Genomic DNA, 21,683 nt, shown 5'->3' on the forward strand with positions numbered 1-21,683 from the left:
ACCGGTGGGCGTTTTCCGTTCTGCGGGCGACAATCTCGCGCATACGATCCGGGCCACGTCGAGCCTGGACAATCCGTGAGCCCCCGACATGACGCAAGCCTCACCCTCCGCCGCGCCGCCAGCGGTCAGCTTCCGCGAAGCCTTCCTGTTCTGGCTGAAACTCGGATTCATCAGCTTCGGCGGCCCCGCCGGGCAGATTGCGATCATGCATGCGGAACTGGTCGAGCGCCGCCGCTGGATCTCCGAGCGCCGCTTCCTGCATGCACTGAACTACTGCATGGTGCTGCCCGGCCCCGAGGCGCAGCAACTGGCGACTTACATCGGCTGGCTGATGCACCGCACCTGGGGCGGCATCGTGGCGGGCGCGCTGTTCGTGCTGCCCTCGCTGCTGATCCTGATCGCGCTGTCGTGGGTCTACATCGCCTTCGGCAATGTGCCGCTGGTCGCCGGGCTGTTCTACGGCATCAAACCGGCGGTTACCGCAATCGTGGTGCAGGCGGCCCATCGCATCGGGTCGAGGGCACTGAAGAACCGCATCCTGTGGGGCATCGCGGCCGCGTCCTTCGTCGCGATCTTCGCGCTGAACCTGCCCTTCCCAGCCATCGTCGCGGCCGCGGCTCTGATCGGGTACTTCGGCGGCCGCGTGGCGCCTGAAACGTTCAAGACTGGTGGCGGACACGGCAGCGCGCAGAAATCGTACGGCTTGGCGCTGATCGACGACGACACGCCAACGCCGGCGCATGCGCGCTTCCGCTGGGGCAGGCTGATGAGCATCGCGATCGTTGGCGCCGCGCTGTGGCTGATCCCGATGGGCCTGCTGACGCTGCACTTTGGCTGGCGCCACGATCTGACGCAGATGGGCTGGTTCTTCACCAAGGCCGCGCTGTTGACCTTCGGCGGCGCCTACGCGGTGCTGCCGTACGTCTACCAGGGTGCCGTCACCCACTACGGCTGGCTGACGCCGACGCAGATGATTGACGGGCTCGCGCTGGGTGAAACAACGCCCGGGCCGCTGATCATGGTGGTGGCCTTCGTCGGTTTTGTCGGCGGCTATGTGAAGGCGGTGTTCGGCCCCGACAGCCTGTTTCTCGCCGGCGCGGTGGCGGCCACACTGGTGACCTGGTTCACCTTCCTGCCGTCCTTCCTGTTCATCCTCGCGGGCGGGCCGCTGGTCGAAGCGACGCACAACGACCTGAAGTTCACCGCGCCACTCACCGCCATCACGGCAGCGGTGGTCGGCGTGATCCTCAACCTTGCGCTGTTCTTCGGCTACCACGTGCTGTGGCCGGCCGGGTTCTCGGGCCGCTTCGATGCGATATCAGCGGCCATTGCGGTAGCGGCTGCGATCGCGCTGTTCCGCTTCAAACGCAATGTGATCCATGTGATCGGCGCCTGCGCGCTTGCCGGCCTGCTGGTCAGGCTGCTCGCCGGCTGAGCCGGCTCAAGGCACCAGCGAGAGGAACAGGAAGGCCGCAAAGATCACCAGGTGCACCGCGCCCTGCATCAGGTTCGTGCGGCCGGTGCCAAGCGTGATCGTGCTGACGAGGCACGCGAGCGCAAGCAACACCAAATCCTTCGGATCCAGCCCCAATACCAGCGGCAGATCGAACCAGACTGCCGCCAGCACGACCACCGGAATCGTCAGGCCAATGCTGGCCAAAGCCGAGCCAAGCGCGAGGTTCATGCTCGTCTGCAGCCGGTTCGCCATGGCGGCGCGCAATGCTGCTGTGGTTTCCGGCAACAGCACCAGCATCGCGATCGCAATACCGATCACCGACTGTGGCGCACCAGCCGCAGCCACCGCCGCCTCGATCTGCGGCGAAAGCACCTTCGCGAGCCCGACCACCGCCACCAGAGACACCAGCAGCAAGCCAAAGCTGGCGAGCGCCGCTGCCTTGCTCGGCGGCGAAGCGTGCGTGTCGGCATCGTGAGCATCGTCCGGCGGCAAGAAGTAGTCGCGATGCCGCACCGTCTGCACAAAGACAAAGACCGCCCAGAGCACCAGTGACGCGGCCGCGATGAACACCAATTGCGAGGTCGAGTACTGGGCAATAGGCGCCGAGGTGGTGAAGATCGGCAACACCAGCACCATCGCGGCCATCGTCACCAGGGCAGCCAGTGCGGGGCCGGCACCTTCGGTGCGAAAAGACTGTTCGCGGTGGCGCAAGGCGCCAGCGGCGAGGCAGGCGCCGATTACGCCAGTGCAGATGATCATCACCGTGGCGTACACCGAATCACGTGCGAGCGCCGCCTTTTCAGGTCCGCCGGCAAGCATCATCGAGACGATCAGCGCCACCTCGATCACCGTGATCGCGAGCGCCAGCACCAGCGTGCCGAAGGGCTCGCCGACCCGATGCGCAACGACCTCCGCGTGATGGACGGCCGCAATGACAACGGCCATCAAGGCCACCACGCAGGCAATCGTCAGCGCCGTACCGAGCGGCAAATTGAGCGCCGCGCCAAGCAGGGCTATCGCCACCACGGGCACCAGCAAAGGCCAATGACGCATACGAGCAGTCCTTTCCAATCCCAGACGACCAGCCCGTCATTCTGCCCGCTGGCGCGACAGTGCGCTCAGATGCCTGCCGCGAAGCCGTGCTGCCGCCACGCTTCGTAAGCGACCAGCGCGACGGTGTTGGACAAGTTGATGCTGCGATTGCCCGGCAACATCGGCACACGCAGGCAATGTTCCGCATCGAATTCATCGCGAATCGCTTGCGGCAATCCGGCTGTTTCACAGCCGAACACCAGCACATCGTCCGGCGTATAGCGCACGGTGTCGTAGCGCACTGTGCCGCGCGAAGTCAGCGCGAAGAACCGCTTGCCGGCGAGTGCCGCACGGCAGGCAGCCCAGTCCGGATGTACCGTGACATGTGCGAGGTCGTGGTAGTCGAGGCCGGCACGCTTGAGCTGCTTGTCAGAGAGATCGAAACCCAGCGGCTCCACCAGATGCAGCCGGGCGCCAACGTTGGCACTCAGCCGGATCGCGTTGCCGGTGTTGGGCGGGATCTCGGGGTGAACGAGCACGATGTCCAGCATGGTTCAGTCCAGCTTGCGGCGCAGCGCAGCGATGAAGTCCGCCGCCGCGGCGTCGCCCTCGGCGGGTGCCCAGGACGCAAAGTCTTCGGGCGAAAAAGGCACATACGGCCCGCCCTTCACCTCGAGGAACACCGTACCCGACTCAAGTGCGACGAGCGAATGCCAGACGCCAAGCGGCACATGAAGACCGAAGGCATCGCTGCCAGCTGACAAGCGCGCAGCGCGGATCACCGCACCGTCGTCATCGAATTCAAATACGCCGACGCTGCCGCGAACCACCAGCAAAGTCTCCTCTTTGCCGGCGTCCAGATGCCGGTGCGGACGCACATAGCTGTCCGGCTCCATCGCGTTGAAGAAACGCTGCGCCGGAGCGTCGGTCGAGGTATGCAGGTTGAGGTTCTTGCGTCGGCGTGGCGCATCCTTCGCCGCATCCAGCGCCGGCGCCAACAGCGACGAGTCAAGCAAAAGCGAGCGGGTCACATGCAACTCCTGAAACGACGACGGGCGCCCGCAGGCGCCCGCCAAGACCGCAACGAGGCGATCAGAAACCAATCGTGATGCCGATGTTGGCAACTGGGTAGTACTGGAACTTCTTCAGGTCATCAGCAAGCTTGGCCTGCTCAGCCGCAACGTCACTCTGCAGTTGCGAACAGGCCGGCGTGCCGACGATTGCGCTGCCGCAGTTGGCGGTCAGCTCCGCCTTCGGCGTCCCCTGGAATACCACACCGAGGTCGAAGTAGAAGTTCACGCCTGCGGTGGCGACGTTGCCGTAGCCAATGCCCAGGTAAGGCGCCGCCTTGTTGCCCACCTTGACGGTGCCATTCAGCGTGCCGACTGCGGCGGCCGGGTAGGTATTGCCGTTGATCGTGTAGGTGCTGCCCGTCGGCGTGCCGGTGACGTCGACTTTGTTGTCGTTGAGGATCAGGCCGCCGGTGATGCGGAACGGGCCCAGCGGGCTCCAGTCGAGCAGCAAGCTTCCGTTCGACAGCTTGAGCTTGCCGTCGTATTTGACGTCGGTCACTTCGACGGTGTTGCTGTAGTTCAGGTAGGAGTAACCAACCCGTGCGAGCAGCGTCGGTGCAACGCTGAAGCCAACGTCGGCACCAATACCGGTTGTGCCCGCGCGTACGCCAACACCCACGGCGTGTGCCTGGCTGGCAGCGGCAACGGCGGCAACGGCTACGGCAATGCGAAGTGCTCTCATGCGGAAATCCCTCCAAATCGATGTGGCGCGATTATCCGCGCGCAACCCGCGGACGCAAAGCCTTACAAAACTTTGCGTCGCAGATGCACAACGTCAGCAGGTCTTACCCCGCAGGTTTGGCCTGCGCTTCGATCCGCTTGTCCATCCACGCCCCACCGAGCGCGCGATAGAGTTCCAGCGACGCTCCCAGCACCGCGCTCTGTGTTGCGATGCGGTTCAGATCAGCCGAGAACAACGCACGATCGGCGTCGATCACTTCGAGATAGCTGGTGTAGCCATTCTCGTAGCGAAGCTTCGCGAGCTCGGCATACCGCGTGAGCGCTTCAACCTGGCGTGTCGAGGCTGCGAGCTGTTCGCGCAGCTTCACGCGCGACACCAACGCATCATCAACTTCGCGGAAAGCGTTCTGCACCGTCTTCTGGTACTGAGCGACCAAGGCTTCGCGCGTGGCACGGGCGCTGTCGACACTGGCGCCGATTCGCCCGGCGTCGAAGATGGGCTGAGTCAGTCCTGCGACACCGCTCCAGACCTGGTTGCCATCATTGAAGAGCGCAGAAAGATCGCCGCTCGCCACACCAAAGAGCCCGGTCAGGCTGATGCTCGGGAACCATGCGAGGCGCGCCGCATCGACGCGGGCATCTGCCGCCGCAAGCTGCGCTTCGGCGGAGCGGATGTCGGGCCGGCGAGTCAGCAGTTGTGAAGGCAGCCCAGCAGGCACATCCGGATCGCGCAGATCGGCAAGTGCCTTGCCGCGCTCGATCGGCCCCGGGTTGCGCCCCAACAGCACCGACAAGGCGTTTTCCGCTTTTCCGATCGCAGCCTCGATCTGCGGTACGGCTGAGACCGCCTGTTCGTATTCCGAACGCACCTGTGCGAGCTCGACTTCTGAGATCACGCCGCCGTCAAAACGCAGCTGAAACAGATCGAGACTGGTCTTGCGCAAAGCCAGCGTGCTGCGCGAAATCTCCAGCTGGCTATCGAGCTGGCGCAGCGTGAAGTAGCCTTGGGCAACGGAAGACGCGAGCGACAACCATACGCCGCGCTGCACTTCGCGCTGGGCCAGCAGGTCGGCCCGAGCGGCGTCGGTCGCGCGCGCAAGCCTGCCCCACAAGTCGATTTCCCAAGTCAGGTTGAGGCCCACCGAGAAGGCGTTGGCAGGTTTGGGCGGGAAGTCGCCTCCCTTGCCGCGCGCGGCCTGCGCACCAAGCCCCAATTGCGGAAAGCGGTCAGCCCCGGTAGCCGTCACGCGGGCACGATAGTTTTCAACGTTGGCTGCGGCAATGCGCACATCCGGATTGGCCACAAACGCCAGATCCATCAACTGGTTGAGCGTCGGATCGTCAAACGCGGTCCAGAAATCGTGCGCCAGTTCGGCATCCACGTCGGATGCGGACGGCGCGGGATTTTCGCTGCGCCACCGTTCGTACGGCTGAAGTGCTGGCTTCGTCTCGCTATGGAACAGCGCGCAGCCGCCCAGCATCGACGCAAGGGTGAGGCTCAACACAGAGCGCTGAAGCTTCTTACTCATGATGCGCCTCCCCGCTAGCGGCCTTCTTCCCGCCCAGCTTCTCGCCTAACGTCTGCACCATCACGAAGAACAGGGGTACGAAGAACAGCGCCAGCGTGGTCGCGCCGATCATGCCGCCGATCAGCCCGGTACCAATCGAGTGCCGCGAGTTCGCGCCCGCCCCGGTCGCGATCGCCAACGGTACGGCGCCTGCGATGAAGGCCATCGACGTCATCACGATCGGTCTCAGCCGCAATCGCGCCGCTTCAACCGCAGCCTCGACGATCGGCAGCCCTTCCTGACGTTTCAGCACCGCGAACTCGACGATCAGGATTGCGTTCTTCGCGGCCAGGCCGACCAGCGTAACGAGACCGACCTGGAAGTAGATGTCGTTCTCCAGACCACGCAGGAAGATGGCCACCAGCGCACCGAAGATGCCGAAGGGCACCGCGGTAATCACCGAGAACGGCAGGCCCCAGGACTCGTACTGCGCCGCCAGGATCAGGAACACCATGATGATGCCGAAGGCGAACACGACAGCAGTGGTACCGCCTGCCTGTTTCTCCTCGTAAGCGAGGCCGGACCATGCGAACGAGAACCCTTCTGGCAGCGTCTCCGCCGCCACTTCCTCCATCGCCTGGATCGCCTGCCCCGAGCTGTAGCCGGCAGCCGCGTTGCCGGTGACCTTGGCCGCCGAGAAACCGTTGAAACGGCTGATCAGCTCGGCGCCGGTGGTGAAGTGCGTCGTGGTGACAGCGGACAAGGGCAGCATCTTTCCGCCAGACTGGCGAACATAGATGTTCTGCAGGTCGTCAGGCGATTCGCGGTACTTCGGTTCGGCTTGCAAGATCACCTGGAAGACGCGCGAGAAGGCGTTGTACTGACTCACGTACAGCGAGCCAAACAGCGTCTGCATCGCGGCGTACACATCCTGCACCGGCACACCGAGCGTCTCGGCACGGTTGCGGTCGACCTCCACCTTCAACTGGCGCGATGCCGCGTTCACCAGCGTGGTCATGTCGGCCAGCTCGGGCCGCTTCTTCGCCTCTGCCACAAACGCCTTGGTCACCCGGTCAACTTCGGCGTAGTTCGCGCCGCCCTTGCTCTGGATCCAGAACTCGAAGCCGCCTGAACTGCCCAACCCCGGAATCGGCGGCGGCATCAGCGGCACCACCACCCCATCCTGAATCGTGGCACTCGCCTTACGCGCCTGGAACACCGCCGCTTTGGCCGACGCCCGCAGGCCGCCGCCACGCTCCTCGAAGGGCTTCATCTCGACGAACACGATGCCGGCGCTCGACTTCATCTGGTTGTCGATCATGCTGAAACCGGGGATGGAAGACGTGTTGCGCACCGAGGGCAACTTGGCGAAGTCCTGCGCAACCCGCTCGGTCGTCTTCTGCGTGCGATCCAGACTCGCCGCGTCCGGCAAGATCGTGGCGGCCAGCACGTAGCCCTGGTCTTCCATCGGCACGAAGGAGCCTGGAATGTGCTTGAAGAGGCCAAGGATGGCCGCGACCATCACGGCAAACACCAGCATCGCCACGGCGACGCGCTTGATGGTCAACTGCACCCCTGCCGCGTAGCTCGTCGTCATCCGGTCGAACACGCGGTTGAACCAGCGGAAGAAGCGGTTCGGCTCGCCGTGTTGGGGCTTCAGCATCAGGGCCGCCATCGCTGGCGTGAGTGTCAGCGCCACGAAGCCGGAGAGCGCCACCGAGATCACGATGGTGATGGCGAACTGCTTGTACAGGAGGCCCGTGGTGCCGCTGATGAAGGCGACCGGAATGAATACGGCGGAGAGCACCAGCACGATCGCGATCACCGGCCCGGTCACTTCGTCCATCGCCTTGAACGCCGCGTCACGCGGCGAAAGCTTGAACTCGTGCATGTTGCGCTCGACGTTCTCGATCACCACGATCGCATCGTCCACCACGATACCGATCGCGAGTACCAGGCCGAACAGCGTCAGCATGTTGATCGAGAACCCCAGCAGCGTCATGCCGATGAAGGTACCCACCAGTGACACCACCACCGCGACGGTCGGAATCACCGTCGCACGGAGGTTCTGCAGGAACAGGTAAACCACCAGCACGACCAGCACCACTGCCTCAAAGAGCGTATGCACCACTTCGTTGATCGAATCCTGCACGAAGGTAGTGGTATCGAGCGAGACGAGATAGTCCATCCCCTCGGGGAAGGTCTTCTTCATCTCCGCCATCATCGCGCGCACATCCTTTGCGACCTGTAGCGCGTTCGACCCGGCTTGCTGATAGACGGCAATCAGCGTCGTCGGCTTGCCGTTCATCGTTGCGCGGACGAGGTAGTCCTTTTGCCCGACCTCGGCACGCCCGACGTCCCCGAGCCGCACGATCGCGGCACCTTTGGCGTCGGTGCGCAAAATGATCCGTTCGAATTCAGACGGATCCGAGAAACGCCCACCCGCGACAACCGGGAAGGTCAGCTCGACCGGCCGATCCGTCGGTGAAGCACCGACGCGGCCGATACCGAACTGCTGGTTCTGGGCCGAAACGGCACGCTGGATGTCTGTCGGCGTGATGCCCAGCGCCGCCATGCGGTCCGGCTTGAGCCAGATGCGCATCGCCAGGTCCGGCACGCCCATGATGGAGGCCTGGTTGGCGCCCGGAACACGCTTGATCGCGTCGAGCACATACACGTTCGCGTAGTTCGCAATCGTCTTGTCGTCGAAGCGCCCATCGGGCGAATACAGGCCCAGCAGCATCAGGAAGCTGTTGGAGCGCTTCGCGACGCTAACACCCGCCTTCTGCACGATGTCCGGCAGTTGGGTCATCGCGAGGCTGATGCGGTTCTGCACCTGCACCTGCGCGATGTCCGGATCGGTGCCGACCTTGAAGTACACCGTCAGTGAATACTGACCTGCGGCCGAGCTGGTCGACTGCATGTACATCATGTTGTCGACGCCATTGATCTGCGCTTCCAGCGGCGCAGCCACGGAATCCTCGATCGTCTTGGCATCGGCGCCCGGGTAGGCGGTGGATATCGTGACCTGAACCGGCGAGATGTCGGGATACTGCGCGATCGGCAATGCGAACATCGCCGCGAGGCCCGCGATCGTCACGACGATCGAGAGCACCGAGGCGAGAATCGGCCGCCGGATACAGAGGTGGGAGATCATTTTCGCGCTCCCTTACTTCGCAGCCGCCGCAGATTGCTCGGTTTGCGGCATCAGCACCGGGTCGACGTCCGCCTTGAAGGGTTCAAGCGTTTTTACGACCTTCACCGGCACATCCGGCCGAAGCTTCATGCCGCCGTCCACCACCAGGTTGTCGCCCGCCTTGAGGCCGGCGGAGACGACCCAGTTGTCACCCTGCATGGACGCCAGCTGCAGCGGTCGCACCTGCGCCTTGCCCGCCGCATCGACCACGAAAGCAAGGTTGCCCTGCGCCGTCTGCAACACCGCGCGCTGCGGCACAACGATGCCGTTGAGGCGATAGGCGCCGTGGAGGCGCACCCTGACGAACTGCCCGGGGCGCAGCGTGCCCTTCGTATTCGGCAACTCGGCACGCGCCAGGAAGGTACCCGTCTCCTGACTGAAGGACGCATCGGTAAAGGTGAGCCGGCCGGTTTCCTCGAAGCGCGAGCCGTCGGCCAACACCACTTCAACGCGGAAGTCCCCCTCTTTCGGCGCCCGCACCACCCCCTTCTTCACCATGTCACCGAAACTCAACTGCTGATTCTCGGAGATGCTGAAGTTCACCCGCATCGGCGACAGGGCCGCGACATACGTCAGCAGGCTGTTTTGCGGATCGAGGTAAGTGCCCTCCGCGACTTTGGCGAAGCTCGCCAGCCCGGACACCGGCGAGTGAATGCCGGTATAGGAAAGATTCAACTCCGCCGTGATCACGGCTGCCTTGGCGGCCTCGACGCCGGCCGCCGCGGCGCGGTAGTTGCCGATCGCGTCGTCGCGGTCCTTCTGGCTCACCGCGTTCTTCTCGGCCAGCGGTTCGATGCGTTTGCGGTTGGCCTCCGCCGTCACCAAACGCGCCTCTTCCTGCGCCAGCTGGGCTTTCGCCACCTGCAACTGCGCCTCGAAGGGCTTGCGGTCAAGCTGGAAGAGCGGCTGCCCCTCCTTCACCATTGCCCCTTCGCGATATAGCCGCTTCTCAAGGAAGCCGCTCACCCGCGCGCGAATCTCTACCTGTCGTGAGCTTTCCGTCTGGCCGACGAACTCGGGCACGATCGGCACATCCTGCACCACCACCGGCTGCACTGTGACCTCAGGCGCCGAGCCGGCCTGTGGTGCCTGGTTACCCTTTCCGCATCCCGCGAGCGCCAGAAGCAGCGCGCACATCAGCGTGGAGGTCAGCGGGGAGCGGAGGGTGCGAAGCGATGCACCAGCGGAGCGAACAGACTGCGGTGACATGGAAGGTCCTCATTCACGCAAACGGAACGAGCCCCCATTGCTTCGAAGCCCGAATCCGGATCAGACGGATGGGTCATGCTGGGCTGCCGCAGTGCGCAGCCGGACTGGATTGGCTTGCCCCGGGGCATGAAAAGCCCCCTCGGGCGTCGCAGGTTGAAACGCTAATCCAGGTCAAACCCGCCGCGCAACCTCGACAGGCGCGCTTGCGTCAAATCCACTGCAGAAAAGTGGTTTTCGTCGCCAGAGAACAGGCTGGCAAGCGGTTGAGCGGGTTCATGCCTGCGGGGCGCGAGGCGCGGCGGCTGTGCGGCGCCAAAGCCGCGGCGGCCGAGGTGGTCGAATTGGCGCGTCTAGTTGTAGATGATCTCGACCGCTTCCGGGCTCAGCCAGTCGCGCAGATTTTCGAGCAGCGGCTCCTCAAGCCGCACCCGCCAGCCCTGGCCAAAGGGCAGATCGGCCTCCGCCGCCGTGTTGCGGTAGCGCAGGCGAATCGGGCAACCGGTCACGCCCTCGCCCTGCGCGCGGTACTGGGCCAGCAGGGTTTCGAGCCGCTCAGCCGCGGCGCGCGGGCCGCCGCTCGCCGCCACCTCGCCGTTGATCGACAGCTTCAGCGTGCGGGCGAAGCGCGCGCGCGCCTCCCCCAGCGTCATCAGCTTGTCAGCGATGATGCGCAGGCCGCCGGTGAAGTCGTCGTGGCTGACCTTGGCTTCGACGATCAGCACTTCGTCCTGCACGATGCGGCCCTTGTTGGCCTCCAGCACTTCGGCAAACACTGACACTTCAAGCTGCGCGGTGCCGTCATCAAGCTGAACGAAGCACATCTTGCCGCGGTTGCCGATCTTGATGCGCTGGCCGGACACCACACCGGCAAAGACCTGCGGCTCCTTCTGCGGCTCCAGCCGCGCCAGCGGTTTGCGGATGAAGCGCGCAACTTCAGCCTTGAAGGCGTTGTAGGGGTGGCCGGAAAGGAAGAAGCCGATCGCGGTCTTCTCCTCCATCAACTGTTCGCGCTCCTTCCAGGGGCGCGCCTCGACATACTGGATCGCCTGCGATTCGGCATGCTCCGGCGCATCGAACAGCCCCACCTGGGCCGCGTTCGCAGCCGCCTGCTCGGCGGCTTCCATGGCGATGCCGACCGACGCGATCAGGCGCGCACGGTGGGTATCCAGGGTATCGAAAGCGCCAGCACGGATCAGCGCTTCGACCACGCGACGATTCACTGCACGGCGGTCCACCCGCTTGCAGAAGTCGAACAGATCCTTGAACGGGCCGCCTTCTTTGCGTGCCGCGAGGATTGCGTTCACCGCCGGCTCACCGACGCCCTTCACGCCCCCCAGACCGTAGCGAATCGTCTTCGCGTCGGTCGGCTCGAAGCGGTAGTTCGAGGCATTCACGTCGGGCGGCAGCACCTTGATGCCGTTGGCCACGGTGTCTTCGAAGAAGATCTTCACCGTGTCGGTGTTGTCCATATCCGCCGACATGGTGGCGGCCATGAAGGCCGCGCAGTGGTGGGCCTTGAGCCATGCCGTGTGGTAGGTGACGACTGCATACGCGGCGGTGTGCGACTTGTTGAAGCCGTACTCCGCGAACTTGGTCATCAGGTCGAACAGGCGCTCGGCCAGCTCCGGGTCGTAGCCCTGTTTCTTCGCGCCCTCCGCGATAGTCTCGCGGTGCTTGGCCATTTCCTCGGGCTTCTTCTTGCCCATTGCCCGGCGCAGCATGTCCGCACCACCGAGGGTGTATCCCCCGATGATCTGCGAGATCTGCATCACCTGTTCCTGATACACGATCACGCCGTAGGTCGGCGACAGACAGCCTTCAAGGGCCGGGTGGTAGTAGTCGATCGCCTGCTGGCCTTTTTTCCGCAGGATGAAGTCGTCCACCATGCCGGAGCCCAGCGGGCCCGGGCGATAGAGCGCGAGCACAGCGATGATGTCTTCGAAACGGTCCGGCCCGAGCTTCTTCAGAAGCTTCTTCATGCCGTCCGATTCCACCTGGAAGATCGCGGTAGTGTTCGCGTCTTTCAGGATCTGGTAGGCCGCCGGGTCGGTGAAACCCAGCGACATCAGGTCGATCTTCTCGCCCGTCAGGCGCTCGACGTATTCGAGCGCGAGCTTGATGATGGTGAGGTTTCGCAGGCCGAGGAAGTCGAACTTCACCAGGCCGACCTGCTCGACGTCGTCCTTGTCGTACTGCGACACCGGCGTGGCGTCTTCACCGTCGGCGATGTAGAGCGGGCAGAAGTCGGTGAGCTTGCCCGGCGCGATCAGCACGCCCCCGGCGTGCATGCCCACACCGCGCGTCATGCCTTCGAGCGGCAGTGCAAGTTCCCACAGCTCGCGGATGGATTCGCCGTCGCCCGGGTCGTCCATCATCTCGCGGATCGAGGGTTCCTGCTCCAGCGCTTCTTCGAGCGACACCGGCTTGTTCTGCACCACCGGAATCGCCTTCGACAGCCGGTCGCACAAGCCATACGGCAGATCGAGCACGCGACCGACGTCGCGTACCACCGCCTTCGACGCCATCGTGCCGAAGGTGGCGATCTGGCTCACGGCATCCTTGCCGTAGCGCTCGCGCACATACTCGATCACGCGGTAGCGGTTGTCCTGGCAGAAGTCGATGTCGAAGTCGGGCATCGACACCCGCTCGGGGTTGAGGAAGCGCTCGAACAGCAGCGCGTACGCCGTCGGGTCGATGTCGGTGATCTTCAGCGAATACGCGACCAGCGAGCCGGCACCGGAACCCCGCCCCGGCCCCACCGGCACGCCGTTGTTCTTGCCCCACTGGATGAAGTCCGCAACGATCAGGAAGTAACCGGGGAAACCCATCTGGATGATGGTGTCGGTCTCGAACTTGAGCCGCGCCTCGTAGCGCGGGCGCTCGCGTTCGCGGTCCTCTTCGTTCGGGTAGAGCTCGCGCAGACGGTCTTCGAGGCCCTTCTTGGCTTCCGCGACGAGGAAGTCGTCGAGCGTCATGCCCTCGGGCGTCGGGAATTGCGGCAGGAAGTTCTTGCCCAGCGTGATCGTCAGCGAACAGCGGCGCGCAATCTCGACCGAGTTTTCAAGCGCCTCGGGCATGTCCGCGAAGAGCTCGGCCATCTCGGCCTGTGTCTTGAAATACTGTTCCTCGGTGAAGTTCTTCGGACGGCGGGTATCGGCCAGCACATAGCCTTGCGCGATGCACACGCGCGCCTCGTGCGCCTTGAAGTCTTCCCGCTTGAGGAACTGGATCGGGTGCGTTGCAACCACCGGCAAGTCCAGCTCGGCGGCCAGCGCGACCGCCTGCCGGATGTAGCTCTCGGTGCCCGGGTGGCCGGCGCGCTGCACCTCTACGTAGAAGCTGTCCGGGAACAGCCGCGACCAGTCGCCCAGCAGGCGGCGGGCAGACTCGATGTTGCCGGCGGCAATCGCTGCCCCCACATCACCCAGCATTGCCCCGGAGAGGCAAATCAGGCCCGACGCCGCGCCGTTCTCGAACCATTCCTTGCGCATCTCGGCGCGGCCGCGGTGCTGGTTATCGAGAAAAGCCTTGGTCACCAGTTCGCACAACTGGCCGTAGCCGGCGCGGTGCTTGCAGATCAGCATCACGCGGAAGGGCTTTTCGCGATCCGCGTCGTTGGTGATCCACGCATCCACCGCCGCCACCGGCTTGATGCCGGCGCTGCGACAGCCCTTGTAGTGCTTGACCATGCCGAAGAGATTGGCAAGGTCTGAAATACCCAGCGCGGGCATGCCATCGGCCGCGGCGGCCTTGATGGCGTCGTCGATGCGCACGATACCGTCCTCGATCGAGAACTCGGTATGCATGCGCAGGTGAACAAAGGCGGGCTGGTGCGGGGCGGGTGCGGCAGAAGTCATCCCGCGATTTTACCTGTGCCGGCGAATCAATCCTTCACATTCCCGCCATGCGTGTAGCGCTGCCGCGCGCACCACCCTTACGTTACATTCTCGGCTTCGTCCAAGCGCCAGCCCCGGCCGAAAAGAACAGGAACCCGACATGACGACCGCCCCGACACGCCGCCACGCCCTGCGCTGCCTCGTCCTGACCGCCGCCTTTGTCGCCGCCGCAGAGGCCCGCGCGCTCGATCTGATCACGCCCGAAGAAGCGGCCCGCCCGCCTGCCGAGATCCCGACGATGCGCGGCATCACGCGTGGCCCGAGCGTTACGCAAGTCTCGCCCGCACCGGATGCAAAGGCGCTGTCGACACCGCTGAACCTGAAGATTGCGTTCAAAGCCCGCGGCGGCGCAAAGATCGATCCGAAGACGGTGGAGATGACCTACCTCAGCACGCCGCCGGTGGATCTGCTGCCGCGCGCACGCGCCGGCCTGAGCGCCGAAGGCATCGAACTCGCCGATGTACGCATGCCGCCCGGCCTGCACCCGATCCGGCTGCGCGTGTCGGACAACGAAGGCCGCGAAACCGAAACCCTGCTGAAGCTGGATATCGCGAAATGAAGTGCCCCTACTGCGTCAGCGAAATCGACGCTGCTGCGCTCGCCTGCCCGCACTGCACCCGCGACCTCTACCTCTTCAAGCCATTGCTCGAACGCATTGGCGCGCTGGAGGCTGCAGTGGCCGAACAGCAGCTGCGCCTTGATGCGCTGGCGCCCACAGCAGACGCACCGGACGACGCGGTCGCGAGCGAAACCGGCGGCTGGTGGCCCTGGATCACGCCGCTGGTGCTCCTGCTGGTCGCCCATTTCACGATTACGGTGTGGCTCGACCTGCCCACGCTCTGGCTACGCGTAGCGTCGCTGTTCATCCCGCTGCCGTTCGGCTACTTCGCGCTGCGTGACAGCAAGCGCCGCTTCGGCCCGGTTTTGGCCGGTGCGGCTGCGATGGCGCTGCTCGCAGTGCTGCTGATGAGCGCGGTGATCGCGCTGATCGACCACACACCGGTGCTGCCGGCCAACTGGCGCGAATGGCAGGAATTCCTACAGTACGCCACCAGCATCACGATGAGCTTCGCGACCGGCATGATCATCGGCCGCCAGCGCGGCACCCTCAAACGCAGTGAGCTGCGCCAGCATGCGATGCTGATCAAGGCCGCGGGGGTGATCAGCAGCGGCAACCTGAATCCGGAACGCCTGCACGGCCAGGTCGAAGCGCTGCAAAAGCTGATGGCCGCCGCGATGGCTGCCGGCACCACACTCGCCTCGATCGCAACCGGCTTGAAAGACGTGGCGGGCGGCTGAGCGCCGCCGCCTCCGATTGATCTCGACACACACTGAAGCCCGATGCCGCAGACCTACGCCCGCACCCTGCTCCAGACCCTTGCCCTGGCCGGCCTGACCTTGCTGGCAGCTTGTGAAACCACCCAGGTCCAGCCGCCAACACCCGACGACACGCAGGTGATGCGCGGCAAGGAACCCAACTACAAGCGGGTGCAGGTGCACTTCGGCACCAACCGGGCTGCGGGCGATGGCAGCACGCCGGCGCAGGCCTTCGGCACCACCTACTCGGACACGGTCAGCTACGGTAGCGCCGAAGTCAGTATCCCGCGCGACCATCGCATGGGCGAGCTGGAAGGCCCCAACCCCTGGCTGCTGGAATTCCGCCAGGACCCGGAAAAGCACGTCGTGCTGCTGTCGGTGAAACCGATGGACCGCAAGCGCTTCCTCGACGAGATCGCAAGCGAGATCGACGAAGCCGGCTCACGCCACGCGCTGGTGTTCGTGCACGGCTACAACACCGGCTTTGAAGACGCCGCCCGCCGTACCGCGCAGATCAGCTACGACATTGGCTTCCAGGGCGTACCGCTGTTCTACAGCTGGCCCTCGCAGAATTCGCTGCTCGGCTATGGCGAGGACGAGCGCTCGGTGGCGAAGAGCCAGCCGCTGATGCGCGACTTCTTCCGCGACCTGGCCGAGCGCCTCGACGCCGAGACCATCTATGTGCTGGCCCACAGCATGGGCACCCGCGCCACCGCGGGCGCCCTGGCCGAGCTGTTCACCGAAAAGCCCGAACTGCGCAGCCGCTTCCGCCAGATCATGCTGATGGCGCCGGACATCGATGCCGAGGTCTTCCGCACGCAGATCGCGCCCGCGCTTGTGCAGCCGGACAACCGCCTCACGCTCTACGCCTCGTCCAACGACATTGCGCTGAAAGCGTCGAAGGCGGTGCACCAGGCTGCGCGGCTGGGCGCGGCCGACCCGCTGGTGCTGATGCCCGGCATGGATTCGATCGACGCCAGCGACGTCGCGACCGACCTGCTGGGCCATTCCTACTACGCCGATGGCGACTCGGTTGTTGCGGACCTGGTGGAAGTGATCGCCGACAAGGGCCCGGCGGAACAACGCACCTGGCTGGAGCCTCGGCGCAGCGAGGTGGGGCGGTTCTTCCGCTTCAAGCCGGTGGTGCACCCGGCGCCGGCGCAGTAGCGATCAGGCGATCAAGTCTTCACTGTCGCACTCGCGCAGGCCGTTGCGAGCAACCAGCGCGAAGCGGCGCAGGCTGTTGACGATGTGAAAGGCGGGCAGCCCGCGCTGATAGAGCAGGCAGTAATCGGCGTAGAGCATGTCGTCGTCCACCACCGAAAAGCGCACCAGGATCAGCGAGGCGTTCAGGCGATTGGCAAGGCGCAGGCGCGCCTCGTAGTCGCTGGAATCGCGGAAGCGGTACAGCGTGCGCATCACGAGAATCTTGCGATCGGTGTCGATCATCACCCGCACATGCGCGGATTCGGTTTCCACCACAAGCGAGTCGGCATCGATCTCGAAGCTCAGCATCACGCGGCGGAACAGCGCGATCAGCGTGCCGAGCTCGAACTGATCTTCATGGATGAAGTCGCTCTCGGTGTTCCACGGGGCAGCGGGCAAGGACACAGCGGGCACCGGGGCGGCCGGCGTTGGCCCAGCCGCCGCGCCACCAAGGCCGCGCTTGAGCACGTCGAAGAGTTTGAACATTCTGCCGCCTCCCATTCGCAATGACCGCCGCAGCGGTCCATAACGGGTTGGACGCATTTTCCCGCGAAAAGATCAGGGCCGCCCGTCGCACGACAAGCGGCCCACGAGGACGGATTTCACGCTTGCCAGGCAGAATCGCGCTGGCCGCCTGCCCCACATCCGGCGATCTGGCCTCGCGCTCGGGCAGAATCTGAGCGTCATACCCCTGCCCCCAATGAACGCCATGTTCCGCCCGTTCACCGCCTTCGCCTGCTTGAGTGGGCTTATCCTGGCCGCGGCAATTGCCTTTGCACTGCTCCAGTTCGGCACCGCCGTCGAGGCGCATCCGATTGGCGCCACGCAAATCGCGCTCGTCATCGCCTTCGCGCTGGCCACACAGATCGGCCTCTTCCTCGCTCCCGGCACGCTGGCCAATCCGAACGCTCGCGGCTGGCTGATCATGCTGCTGTGTGCGGCCTGGATGCTGGTCTTCGGCCATCTCACACTGGGCGGCCTCGGGCTCGGCGGCGGGCGTATGCGAAGTGCGACGCAGCTCGCGGTCACCAGTTTCGGCATGCTGGCCAACGCCTTCGTGCTCGTGCGCCTGATCCTCGCTGCCGCCGAGAAAGCCCGCGCGCGGGCGTCCGACACCGCCTGACATCCGGCGCCGGCCATCGTCCCATCGCCAAGCCCACTGAGCGATGGACACCCGATGCCGACACCCCGCTTCCAACCCGACGACTGGCGAGCCGCACTCGCCACCGGCCGTATCGCGTTCCGGCTGACGCAGAACGCCACCTGCGTCACCGAAGGCCTGCTGCGCGAACCTGCACAACTGGAGGTCCGCGTCGCGATCGCCGCCCTCGACACCCGCGCCGAGGCGCATATCGGCGGCGAACTCCTGCACTTCATCGCAAGCGGCCGGCGCAGCGCCACCTACCAGTGCCACGCCCATCGCACGATCGAGAAGTTCGGCCAGGCGATCCAGTTCTCCGCGCCATTCACGCTCCAACTCGCATGGATCGATCCCGCCTCGGCGGCGGCGCTCCACGCGCGCCGCGACCTGTTCGACTGGCAAAAGCTGACCGGCGCACGCGCAGTGCTTCGCCGCTGGCGCGCCAAGCTGTGCCCTCGCCACTGACGCCCTGCCGCAAGCGGCGGGCTGCGGGCATACTCGCGTCGTCACGCACCGGCCCAACACGATGAAGTCACGCCCCCTGCTCCATGCGCTATGTGTCGGCGCGCTCACGCTGGCCCAAGCGGTGCTCGCAAGTGACGCCTTGCCGCACATTCCGCTCGCGTCGGCCACGCAGGCCCAGGGCGATTTGCCGCGGTTGCTGCGCGACGCGCTGACCGATTACGAAACCGTGCTGCCGGATGCACATTCGATGCGCTGGCTCGAAGCCAACAGCAAGAACGAGCTCGTACCGCACTACTGGAGCGAGCGGGTGCACGCCTTTGAAATCGCCTGCGCCGCCCAGCGCGACGCCTGCGGCCCGCTGCTCGCCGCTCAGATCAAGGCGATGGACCGCGCGCTGCGCGAAGCCGGTGACGCCGCCTATTCGCTGGTCGGCGCGGCAACGCAGAGCGCGATCTCCGATCTGTGCATGCAAAGTCCGCCCGATAGCAGCTTTGCAGTCTGCGGACTGTCGCAGCGCGCGCACCATGCTGCGGCACTGTGGGCCCAGCTCGGGCGCGATGCGCCCTTCGCGCACTACTACAACCGCTATCAGGGCCAACGCACCCAGTATCTCGGCTGGCTGCAAAGCCGCGGCGAGAAGCCCTCGGCATCCACCCTAGTGGATCTGCCCGAACTGCCCGCCTGGATGTCGGCGCGCTACTTCGAAGCCACCTCGGCGCTGGACGGCGCCCGCGACGGCTGGCTCAGCGCGATCGTCGCGACCATGAAGACGCCCGACGCGCCCTTCCCGCTGGTCGCCGCGAGCTACATGGCGCGCTTGTCGTGGCGTTTGAATGATGGCGACGCTGGCCGTGCATGGGACGCAATGATCGCCGCGCAGCCAGCGCAGAACAGTTGCCCGGCCCGCAGCGAACTGCTGCGCATCGATATCGCCCGCCTGCATGCGGAGGGCGGCAACGCCGCCGACACGAACAAACGGCTGCGCGCGCTGATCGCCGACAACTGCCCCTACACGCAAGCGCTGTTCGAATTCGCGAGTGACAGTCTGCAAGCCCCCGCGCCGGACGATGCCGCGCTCGCCGCGCTGCGCCAGACGCTCACGCTCGGCATCGGAGGCTGCGACGCCTCCGGCCAGTGCTTGCGCCATCGCCTTGGACAACTGCGGCAGCTGCTTGCGCTCACCGGCAAGGATGCGGGCGGTATCGCCGCCGTTGGCCAAGCGCAGCAGCAGCGCTTCGACCAGCCGGAACACACGATGCTGGAGCCCGATCTGCAGATGGCCTGGGCCACCGCGATGACATTGATCCGCACCCCGACGCTCAAATCGCAGGGCTTCACGCTGCTCAGTGCCCTGCAGCAGCGCTTGCTGATCGCCGCTGGCGCCGACCGCCAAGCCTCCGTCACCACACAGGCCAACTACAACCGCTTCGACGCCCTGCACCGTACCGTCGCCCGAGTATCGACCGAGCTGGGCATCGCGTTGCCGATCTCACACGTGGAAGGCCTGCGCGCACAGACGCTGCTGCGCCGCCTGCGGCTGGAGAGTCTCTCGCGCCAGCTCAGCGGCGTACACGATGCACAGGCCGATGCCGACTACGCTGCGCAGCTTGAGCAGGCGCAGCTGTGCCGCAACACGATGGCCTCGCTTGGCCGGCCGCTGGAGGCAGACTGGCGTTACACCGTGCTGCGGCTGGCCGCGCCGTGGTGCGAGCAACTGGTGTCGCTGGCCGACGTGCGGCGCCTCGAAACGCTCGCGACACGCAAGCTCTACGGCAACGACAAGGAGAAGGCCTGGCTCGGCTCGCTCGGTATCGGCGCCCTCAACACGCTGGACGCCTCCACGCAGAATCCGTTTCTCAAAACAGAAACCGACTCGCTCGGCGCGGACGAGGCCTACCTGAGCTGGCTGCAGGTCCCAGGCGGGTATGTCGCAAGCCTCGCTTTCGCCAAGGCGGACACACAGTACAGCCCGCAAACGCACAGCCTGCAAAGCCGCTTTGTGCCGCTGAGCGCAACGCAGGAAGCCACCGTGGCGCTGTACCGCGAACTGCTGATGGCGGGCAACGCCACCAGCCGCGGCGCACGCCGGGCCGACGCGCTGCCCGATGCAGGCGACGGCCTGCGTTTGAAGGGCATGCCGGTCTGGCGCATGGCAGACGGCAGCTACGTCGCGCAAACGACGGCGCCGGCCGGCGGCGTGCGCGCACAGTCGTTGAAGGAGATCGGGCAAGCGCTGTATGCGCTGTTGCTGGCGCCGATGCAGGCCGAATGGGGGGGCGCGAAACGCCTGACGATCAGCCCCGACGGCCCGCTCGCCTTCCTGCCCTTCGAAACCCTGTGGGCTGGCGATCGACAGGTGCTCGAGATGATCGACGTCGCCTATGTGCAATCGCTTGCGGTGCACGCAGAACTGAGCCGCCGCGCGGCGCAATCGCGCGCCACCCAGCCGGCGCTACTGTCGGTTGCCGACCCCGACTACGCGCGCCCGGTGGGCGATGAAGGCGCCCTGCCGGCCTGGATGGCCGCGCTGCGCTGGAATCCACTGCCGGGCACGCGGCGCGAAGCCGACGCCCTGGCGCCGCTGTTCAGCACATCGCGAACATTGCGCGGCAGCGATGCCTCGCGCAAGCGCTTCCTCGGCATGGATGCAAAGGGCGAGATCCGCGACTTCCGCGTGCTGCACTTCGCCACGCACGGCTTTGCCGACAACCAGCGCAGCGCACTGGTGCTATCCACCCAGCAAGGCATGCAGCAGGCCTACCTGCTCGACAGTGACATCACCACGCTGCGGCTGAAGTCCGATCTGGTGCTGCTCTCAGCCTGCGACACCGGGCTCGGCCGTAGACAGTCCGGCGAGGGCGTGATGGGCCTGCCCTACGCCTTCATGCTGGCCGGCAACACCAACACCGTGATGTCGCTATGGCCGGTAGATGACGCCGGCGCCGCGCTGTTCATGCCCACGTTCATGAAGCACGCGCGTGAGGGGCTGGACCTCGTCGCCGCGCTCAACGTGACCAAGCGAGAATTCGCTGCCGGCACGCACGGCGAGCGCAATCGCGACCCGCGCATCTGGGCCGCCTTCGTGCAGTACGGCGTGCCCCTGGCGCTCGCCGGCACGCGCTGACCCAGCACACACCGCTCAGGGCATACCCGGCAACACATACACCGGCCGCGGTGGAATCGGTACCGGCACCCAGGCACAGCGGTTCTGCCACGTCACCGGATCCCAGTACCAGCTGTTGCAGGCCGGCGGTGTGTAGTCGTACGCGCGACGCCGGGCCTCGCGCCGTTCCAGCCGATCGGCCTCGGCGCGGTAGCGGCGGGTCTCGTATTCCTTGCGGGCATAACACGCCTCGTCGAGCCCGCGCTTGGCGTCGTAGCAGTAATCGAAGTTGTCAGCCTGCGCGGCACTCGCCGCAAGCAGCAGGATGGCGGAAATGATGCGAACGGGCGGGTGGCACATGGGCGCGGCATTCCTTGCTGGTGTTGGAATACCGCTTGGA

General features: G+C 65.4%; 17 protein-coding genes. 7 read left to right on the forward strand and 10 right to left on the reverse strand.

The genetic code is table 11. The features are described from left to right. The first annotated feature begins 88 nt into the window (after nucleotides 1-88). A complete protein-coding gene (gene chrA, locus HH302_RS18820) occupies nucleotides 89-1,435 on the forward strand; it encodes a chromate efflux transporter (RefSeq protein WP_172203930.1) in 1,347 nt (448 codons plus the stop codon). A gap of 6 nt (nucleotides 1,436-1,441) precedes the next feature. Here chrA and HH302_RS18825 read toward each other — a convergent pair whose 3' ends face one another. The 8 genes from HH302_RS18825 to dnaE all read right to left on the reverse strand — a co-directional run bounded on the left by HH302_RS18825 (nucleotide 1,442) and on the right by dnaE (nucleotide 14,012). After that, nucleotides 1,442-2,509, reverse strand: coding sequence for a calcium:proton antiporter (locus tag HH302_RS18825; protein WP_172203932.1), 1,068 nt, complete (start codon nucleotides 2,507-2,509; stop codon nucleotides 1,442-1,444). A gap of 65 nt (nucleotides 2,510-2,574) precedes the next feature. Beyond that, nucleotides 2,575-3,039, reverse strand: coding sequence for a tRNA (cytidine(34)-2'-O)-methyltransferase (locus tag HH302_RS18830; RefSeq protein WP_172203934.1), 465 nt, complete (start codon nucleotides 3,037-3,039; stop codon nucleotides 2,575-2,577). 3 nt (nucleotides 3,040-3,042) lie between these two features. Continuing rightward, nucleotides 3,043-3,519, reverse strand: a complete 477-nt coding sequence (locus tag HH302_RS18835; protein WP_371814734.1) for a WbuC family cupin fold metalloprotein — start codon at nucleotides 3,517-3,519, stop codon at nucleotides 3,043-3,045. Between the two features lie 61 nt (nucleotides 3,520-3,580). After that, nucleotides 3,581-4,243 (reverse strand): hypothetical protein, encoded by a 663-nt coding sequence (locus HH302_RS18840; RefSeq protein WP_172203936.1) that lies wholly within the window; start codon nucleotides 4,241-4,243, stop codon nucleotides 3,581-3,583. A gap of 103 nt (nucleotides 4,244-4,346) precedes the next feature. Then, nucleotides 4,347-5,771 (reverse strand): efflux transporter outer membrane subunit, encoded by a 1,425-nt coding sequence (locus HH302_RS18845; RefSeq protein WP_172203938.1) that lies wholly within the window; start codon nucleotides 5,769-5,771, stop codon nucleotides 4,347-4,349. After that, a complete protein-coding gene (locus tag HH302_RS18850; RefSeq protein WP_172203940.1) occupies nucleotides 5,764-8,907 on the reverse strand; it encodes an efflux RND transporter permease subunit in 3,144 nt (1,047 codons plus the stop codon). Before HH302_RS18850 ends, HH302_RS18845 begins: the two co-directional genes overlap by 8 nt. Before the next feature lie 12 nt (nucleotides 8,908-8,919). Continuing rightward, the gene (locus tag HH302_RS18855) at nucleotides 8,920-10,155 is read right to left on the reverse strand and encodes an efflux RND transporter periplasmic adaptor subunit (RefSeq protein WP_172203942.1); all 1,236 of its coding nucleotides are present in this window, start codon (nucleotides 10,153-10,155) and stop codon (nucleotides 8,920-8,922) included. Nucleotides 10,156-10,505: 350 nt separating this feature from the next. Beyond that, nucleotides 10,506-14,012, reverse strand: a complete 3,507-nt coding sequence (dnaE, locus tag HH302_RS18860; RefSeq protein ID WP_172203944.1) for a DNA polymerase III subunit alpha — start codon at nucleotides 14,010-14,012, stop codon at nucleotides 10,506-10,508. 139 nt (nucleotides 14,013-14,151) lie between these two features. Between dnaE and HH302_RS18865 the strand changes: the two genes are divergently transcribed. Genes HH302_RS18865 through HH302_RS18875 form a run of 3 tightly spaced genes read left to right on the forward strand, consistent with a single transcriptional unit; the run spans nucleotide 14,152 to nucleotide 16,535 of the window. Next, nucleotides 14,152-14,610: a hypothetical protein gene (locus tag HH302_RS18865; protein ID WP_172203946.1), complete on the forward strand. Its 459-nt coding sequence runs from the start codon at nucleotides 14,152-14,154 to the stop codon at nucleotides 14,608-14,610. Then, nucleotides 14,607-15,350: a hypothetical protein gene (locus tag HH302_RS18870; RefSeq protein ID WP_172203948.1), complete on the forward strand. Its 744-nt coding sequence runs from the start codon at nucleotides 14,607-14,609 to the stop codon at nucleotides 15,348-15,350. Before HH302_RS18865 ends, HH302_RS18870 begins: the two co-directional genes overlap by 4 nt. Before the next feature lie 42 nt (nucleotides 15,351-15,392). Then, a complete protein-coding gene (locus tag HH302_RS18875; RefSeq protein WP_172203950.1) occupies nucleotides 15,393-16,535 on the forward strand; it encodes an alpha/beta hydrolase in 1,143 nt (380 codons plus the stop codon). Between the two features lie 3 nt (nucleotides 16,536-16,538). On the opposite strand, the gene HH302_RS18880 is transcribed toward HH302_RS18875, so the two are convergent. Continuing rightward, on the reverse strand, nucleotides 16,539-17,060 hold the full coding sequence (locus tag HH302_RS18880) for a YbjN domain-containing protein (protein ID WP_172203952.1): 522 nt from the start codon (nucleotides 17,058-17,060) through the stop codon (nucleotides 16,539-16,541). A 223-nt stretch (nucleotides 17,061-17,283) separates the two neighbouring features. Here HH302_RS18880 and HH302_RS18885 point away from each other — a divergent pair, with 223 nt between their 5' ends. From HH302_RS18885 to HH302_RS18895, 3 genes are all read left to right on the forward strand, one after another. Then, nucleotides 17,284-17,697: a hypothetical protein gene (locus HH302_RS18885; protein ID WP_172203954.1), complete on the forward strand. Its 414-nt coding sequence runs from the start codon at nucleotides 17,284-17,286 to the stop codon at nucleotides 17,695-17,697. A gap of 54 nt (nucleotides 17,698-17,751) precedes the next feature. Further along, a complete protein-coding gene (locus tag HH302_RS18890; RefSeq protein ID WP_172203956.1) occupies nucleotides 17,752-18,180 on the forward strand; it encodes a hypothetical protein in 429 nt (142 codons plus the stop codon). A gap of 61 nt (nucleotides 18,181-18,241) precedes the next feature. Further along, on the forward strand, nucleotides 18,242-21,304 hold the full coding sequence (locus HH302_RS18895; RefSeq protein ID WP_172203958.1) for a CHAT domain-containing protein: 3,063 nt from the start codon (nucleotides 18,242-18,244) through the stop codon (nucleotides 21,302-21,304). A gap of 15 nt (nucleotides 21,305-21,319) precedes the next feature. Here the strand turns inward: HH302_RS18895 and HH302_RS18900 are convergent, their stop codons facing one another. Then, nucleotides 21,320-21,643, reverse strand: a complete 324-nt coding sequence (locus HH302_RS18900) for a hypothetical protein (RefSeq protein ID WP_172203960.1) — start codon at nucleotides 21,641-21,643, stop codon at nucleotides 21,320-21,322. Nucleotides 21,644-21,683 lie beyond the last annotated feature (40 nt).

Source organism: Niveibacterium sp. COAC-50, from assembly GCF_013184235.1.
Taxonomy (GTDB): Bacteria; Pseudomonadota; Gammaproteobacteria; order Burkholderiales; family Rhodocyclaceae; genus Niveibacterium; species Niveibacterium microcysteis.

Bases quoted from the DNA above. Each gene is read 5' to 3' on its own strand.
- HH302_RS18840 (WP_172203936.1), bottom strand. From the start codon at position 4,243: ATGAGAGCACTTCGCATTGCCGTAGCCGTTGCCGCCGTTGCCGCTGCC.
- HH302_RS18825 (WP_172203932.1), bottom strand. From the start codon at position 2,509: ATGCGTCATTGGCCTTTGCTGGTGCCCGTGGTGGCGATAGCCCTGCTT.
- HH302_RS18900 (WP_172203960.1), bottom strand. From the start codon at position 21,643: ATGTGCCACCCGCCCGTTCGCATCATTTCCGCCATCCTGCTGCTTGCG.
- HH302_RS18885 (WP_172203954.1), top strand. From the start codon at position 17,284: ATGTTCCGCCCGTTCACCGCCTTCGCCTGCTTGAGTGGGCTTATCCTG.
- HH302_RS18890 (WP_172203956.1), top strand. From the start codon at position 17,752: ATGCCGACACCCCGCTTCCAACCCGACGACTGGCGAGCCGCACTCGCC.
- dnaE (WP_172203944.1), bottom strand. From the start codon at position 14,012: ATGACTTCTGCCGCACCCGCCCCGCACCAGCCCGCCTTTGTTCACCTG.
- HH302_RS18870 (WP_172203948.1), top strand. From the start codon at position 14,607: ATGAAGTGCCCCTACTGCGTCAGCGAAATCGACGCTGCTGCGCTCGCC.
- HH302_RS18875 (WP_172203950.1), top strand. From the start codon at position 15,393: ATGCCGCAGACCTACGCCCGCACCCTGCTCCAGACCCTTGCCCTGGCC.
- HH302_RS18845 (WP_172203938.1), bottom strand. From the start codon at position 5,771: ATGAGTAAGAAGCTTCAGCGCTCTGTGTTGAGCCTCACCCTTGCGTCG.
- HH302_RS18895 (WP_172203958.1), top strand. From the start codon at position 18,242: ATGAAGTCACGCCCCCTGCTCCATGCGCTATGTGTCGGCGCGCTCACG.
- HH302_RS18865 (WP_172203946.1), top strand. From the start codon at position 14,152: ATGACGACCGCCCCGACACGCCGCCACGCCCTGCGCTGCCTCGTCCTG.
- HH302_RS18855 (WP_172203942.1), bottom strand. From the start codon at position 10,155: ATGTCACCGCAGTCTGTTCGCTCCGCTGGTGCATCGCTTCGCACCCTC.
- chrA (WP_172203930.1), top strand. From the start codon at position 89: ATGACGCAAGCCTCACCCTCCGCCGCGCCGCCAGCGGTCAGCTTCCGC.
- HH302_RS18830 (WP_172203934.1), bottom strand. From the start codon at position 3,039: ATGCTGGACATCGTGCTCGTTCACCCCGAGATCCCGCCCAACACCGGC.
- HH302_RS18850 (WP_172203940.1), bottom strand. From the start codon at position 8,907: ATGATCTCCCACCTCTGTATCCGGCGGCCGATTCTCGCCTCGGTGCTC.
- HH302_RS18880 (WP_172203952.1), bottom strand. From the start codon at position 17,060: ATGTTCAAACTCTTCGACGTGCTCAAGCGCGGCCTTGGTGGCGCGGCG.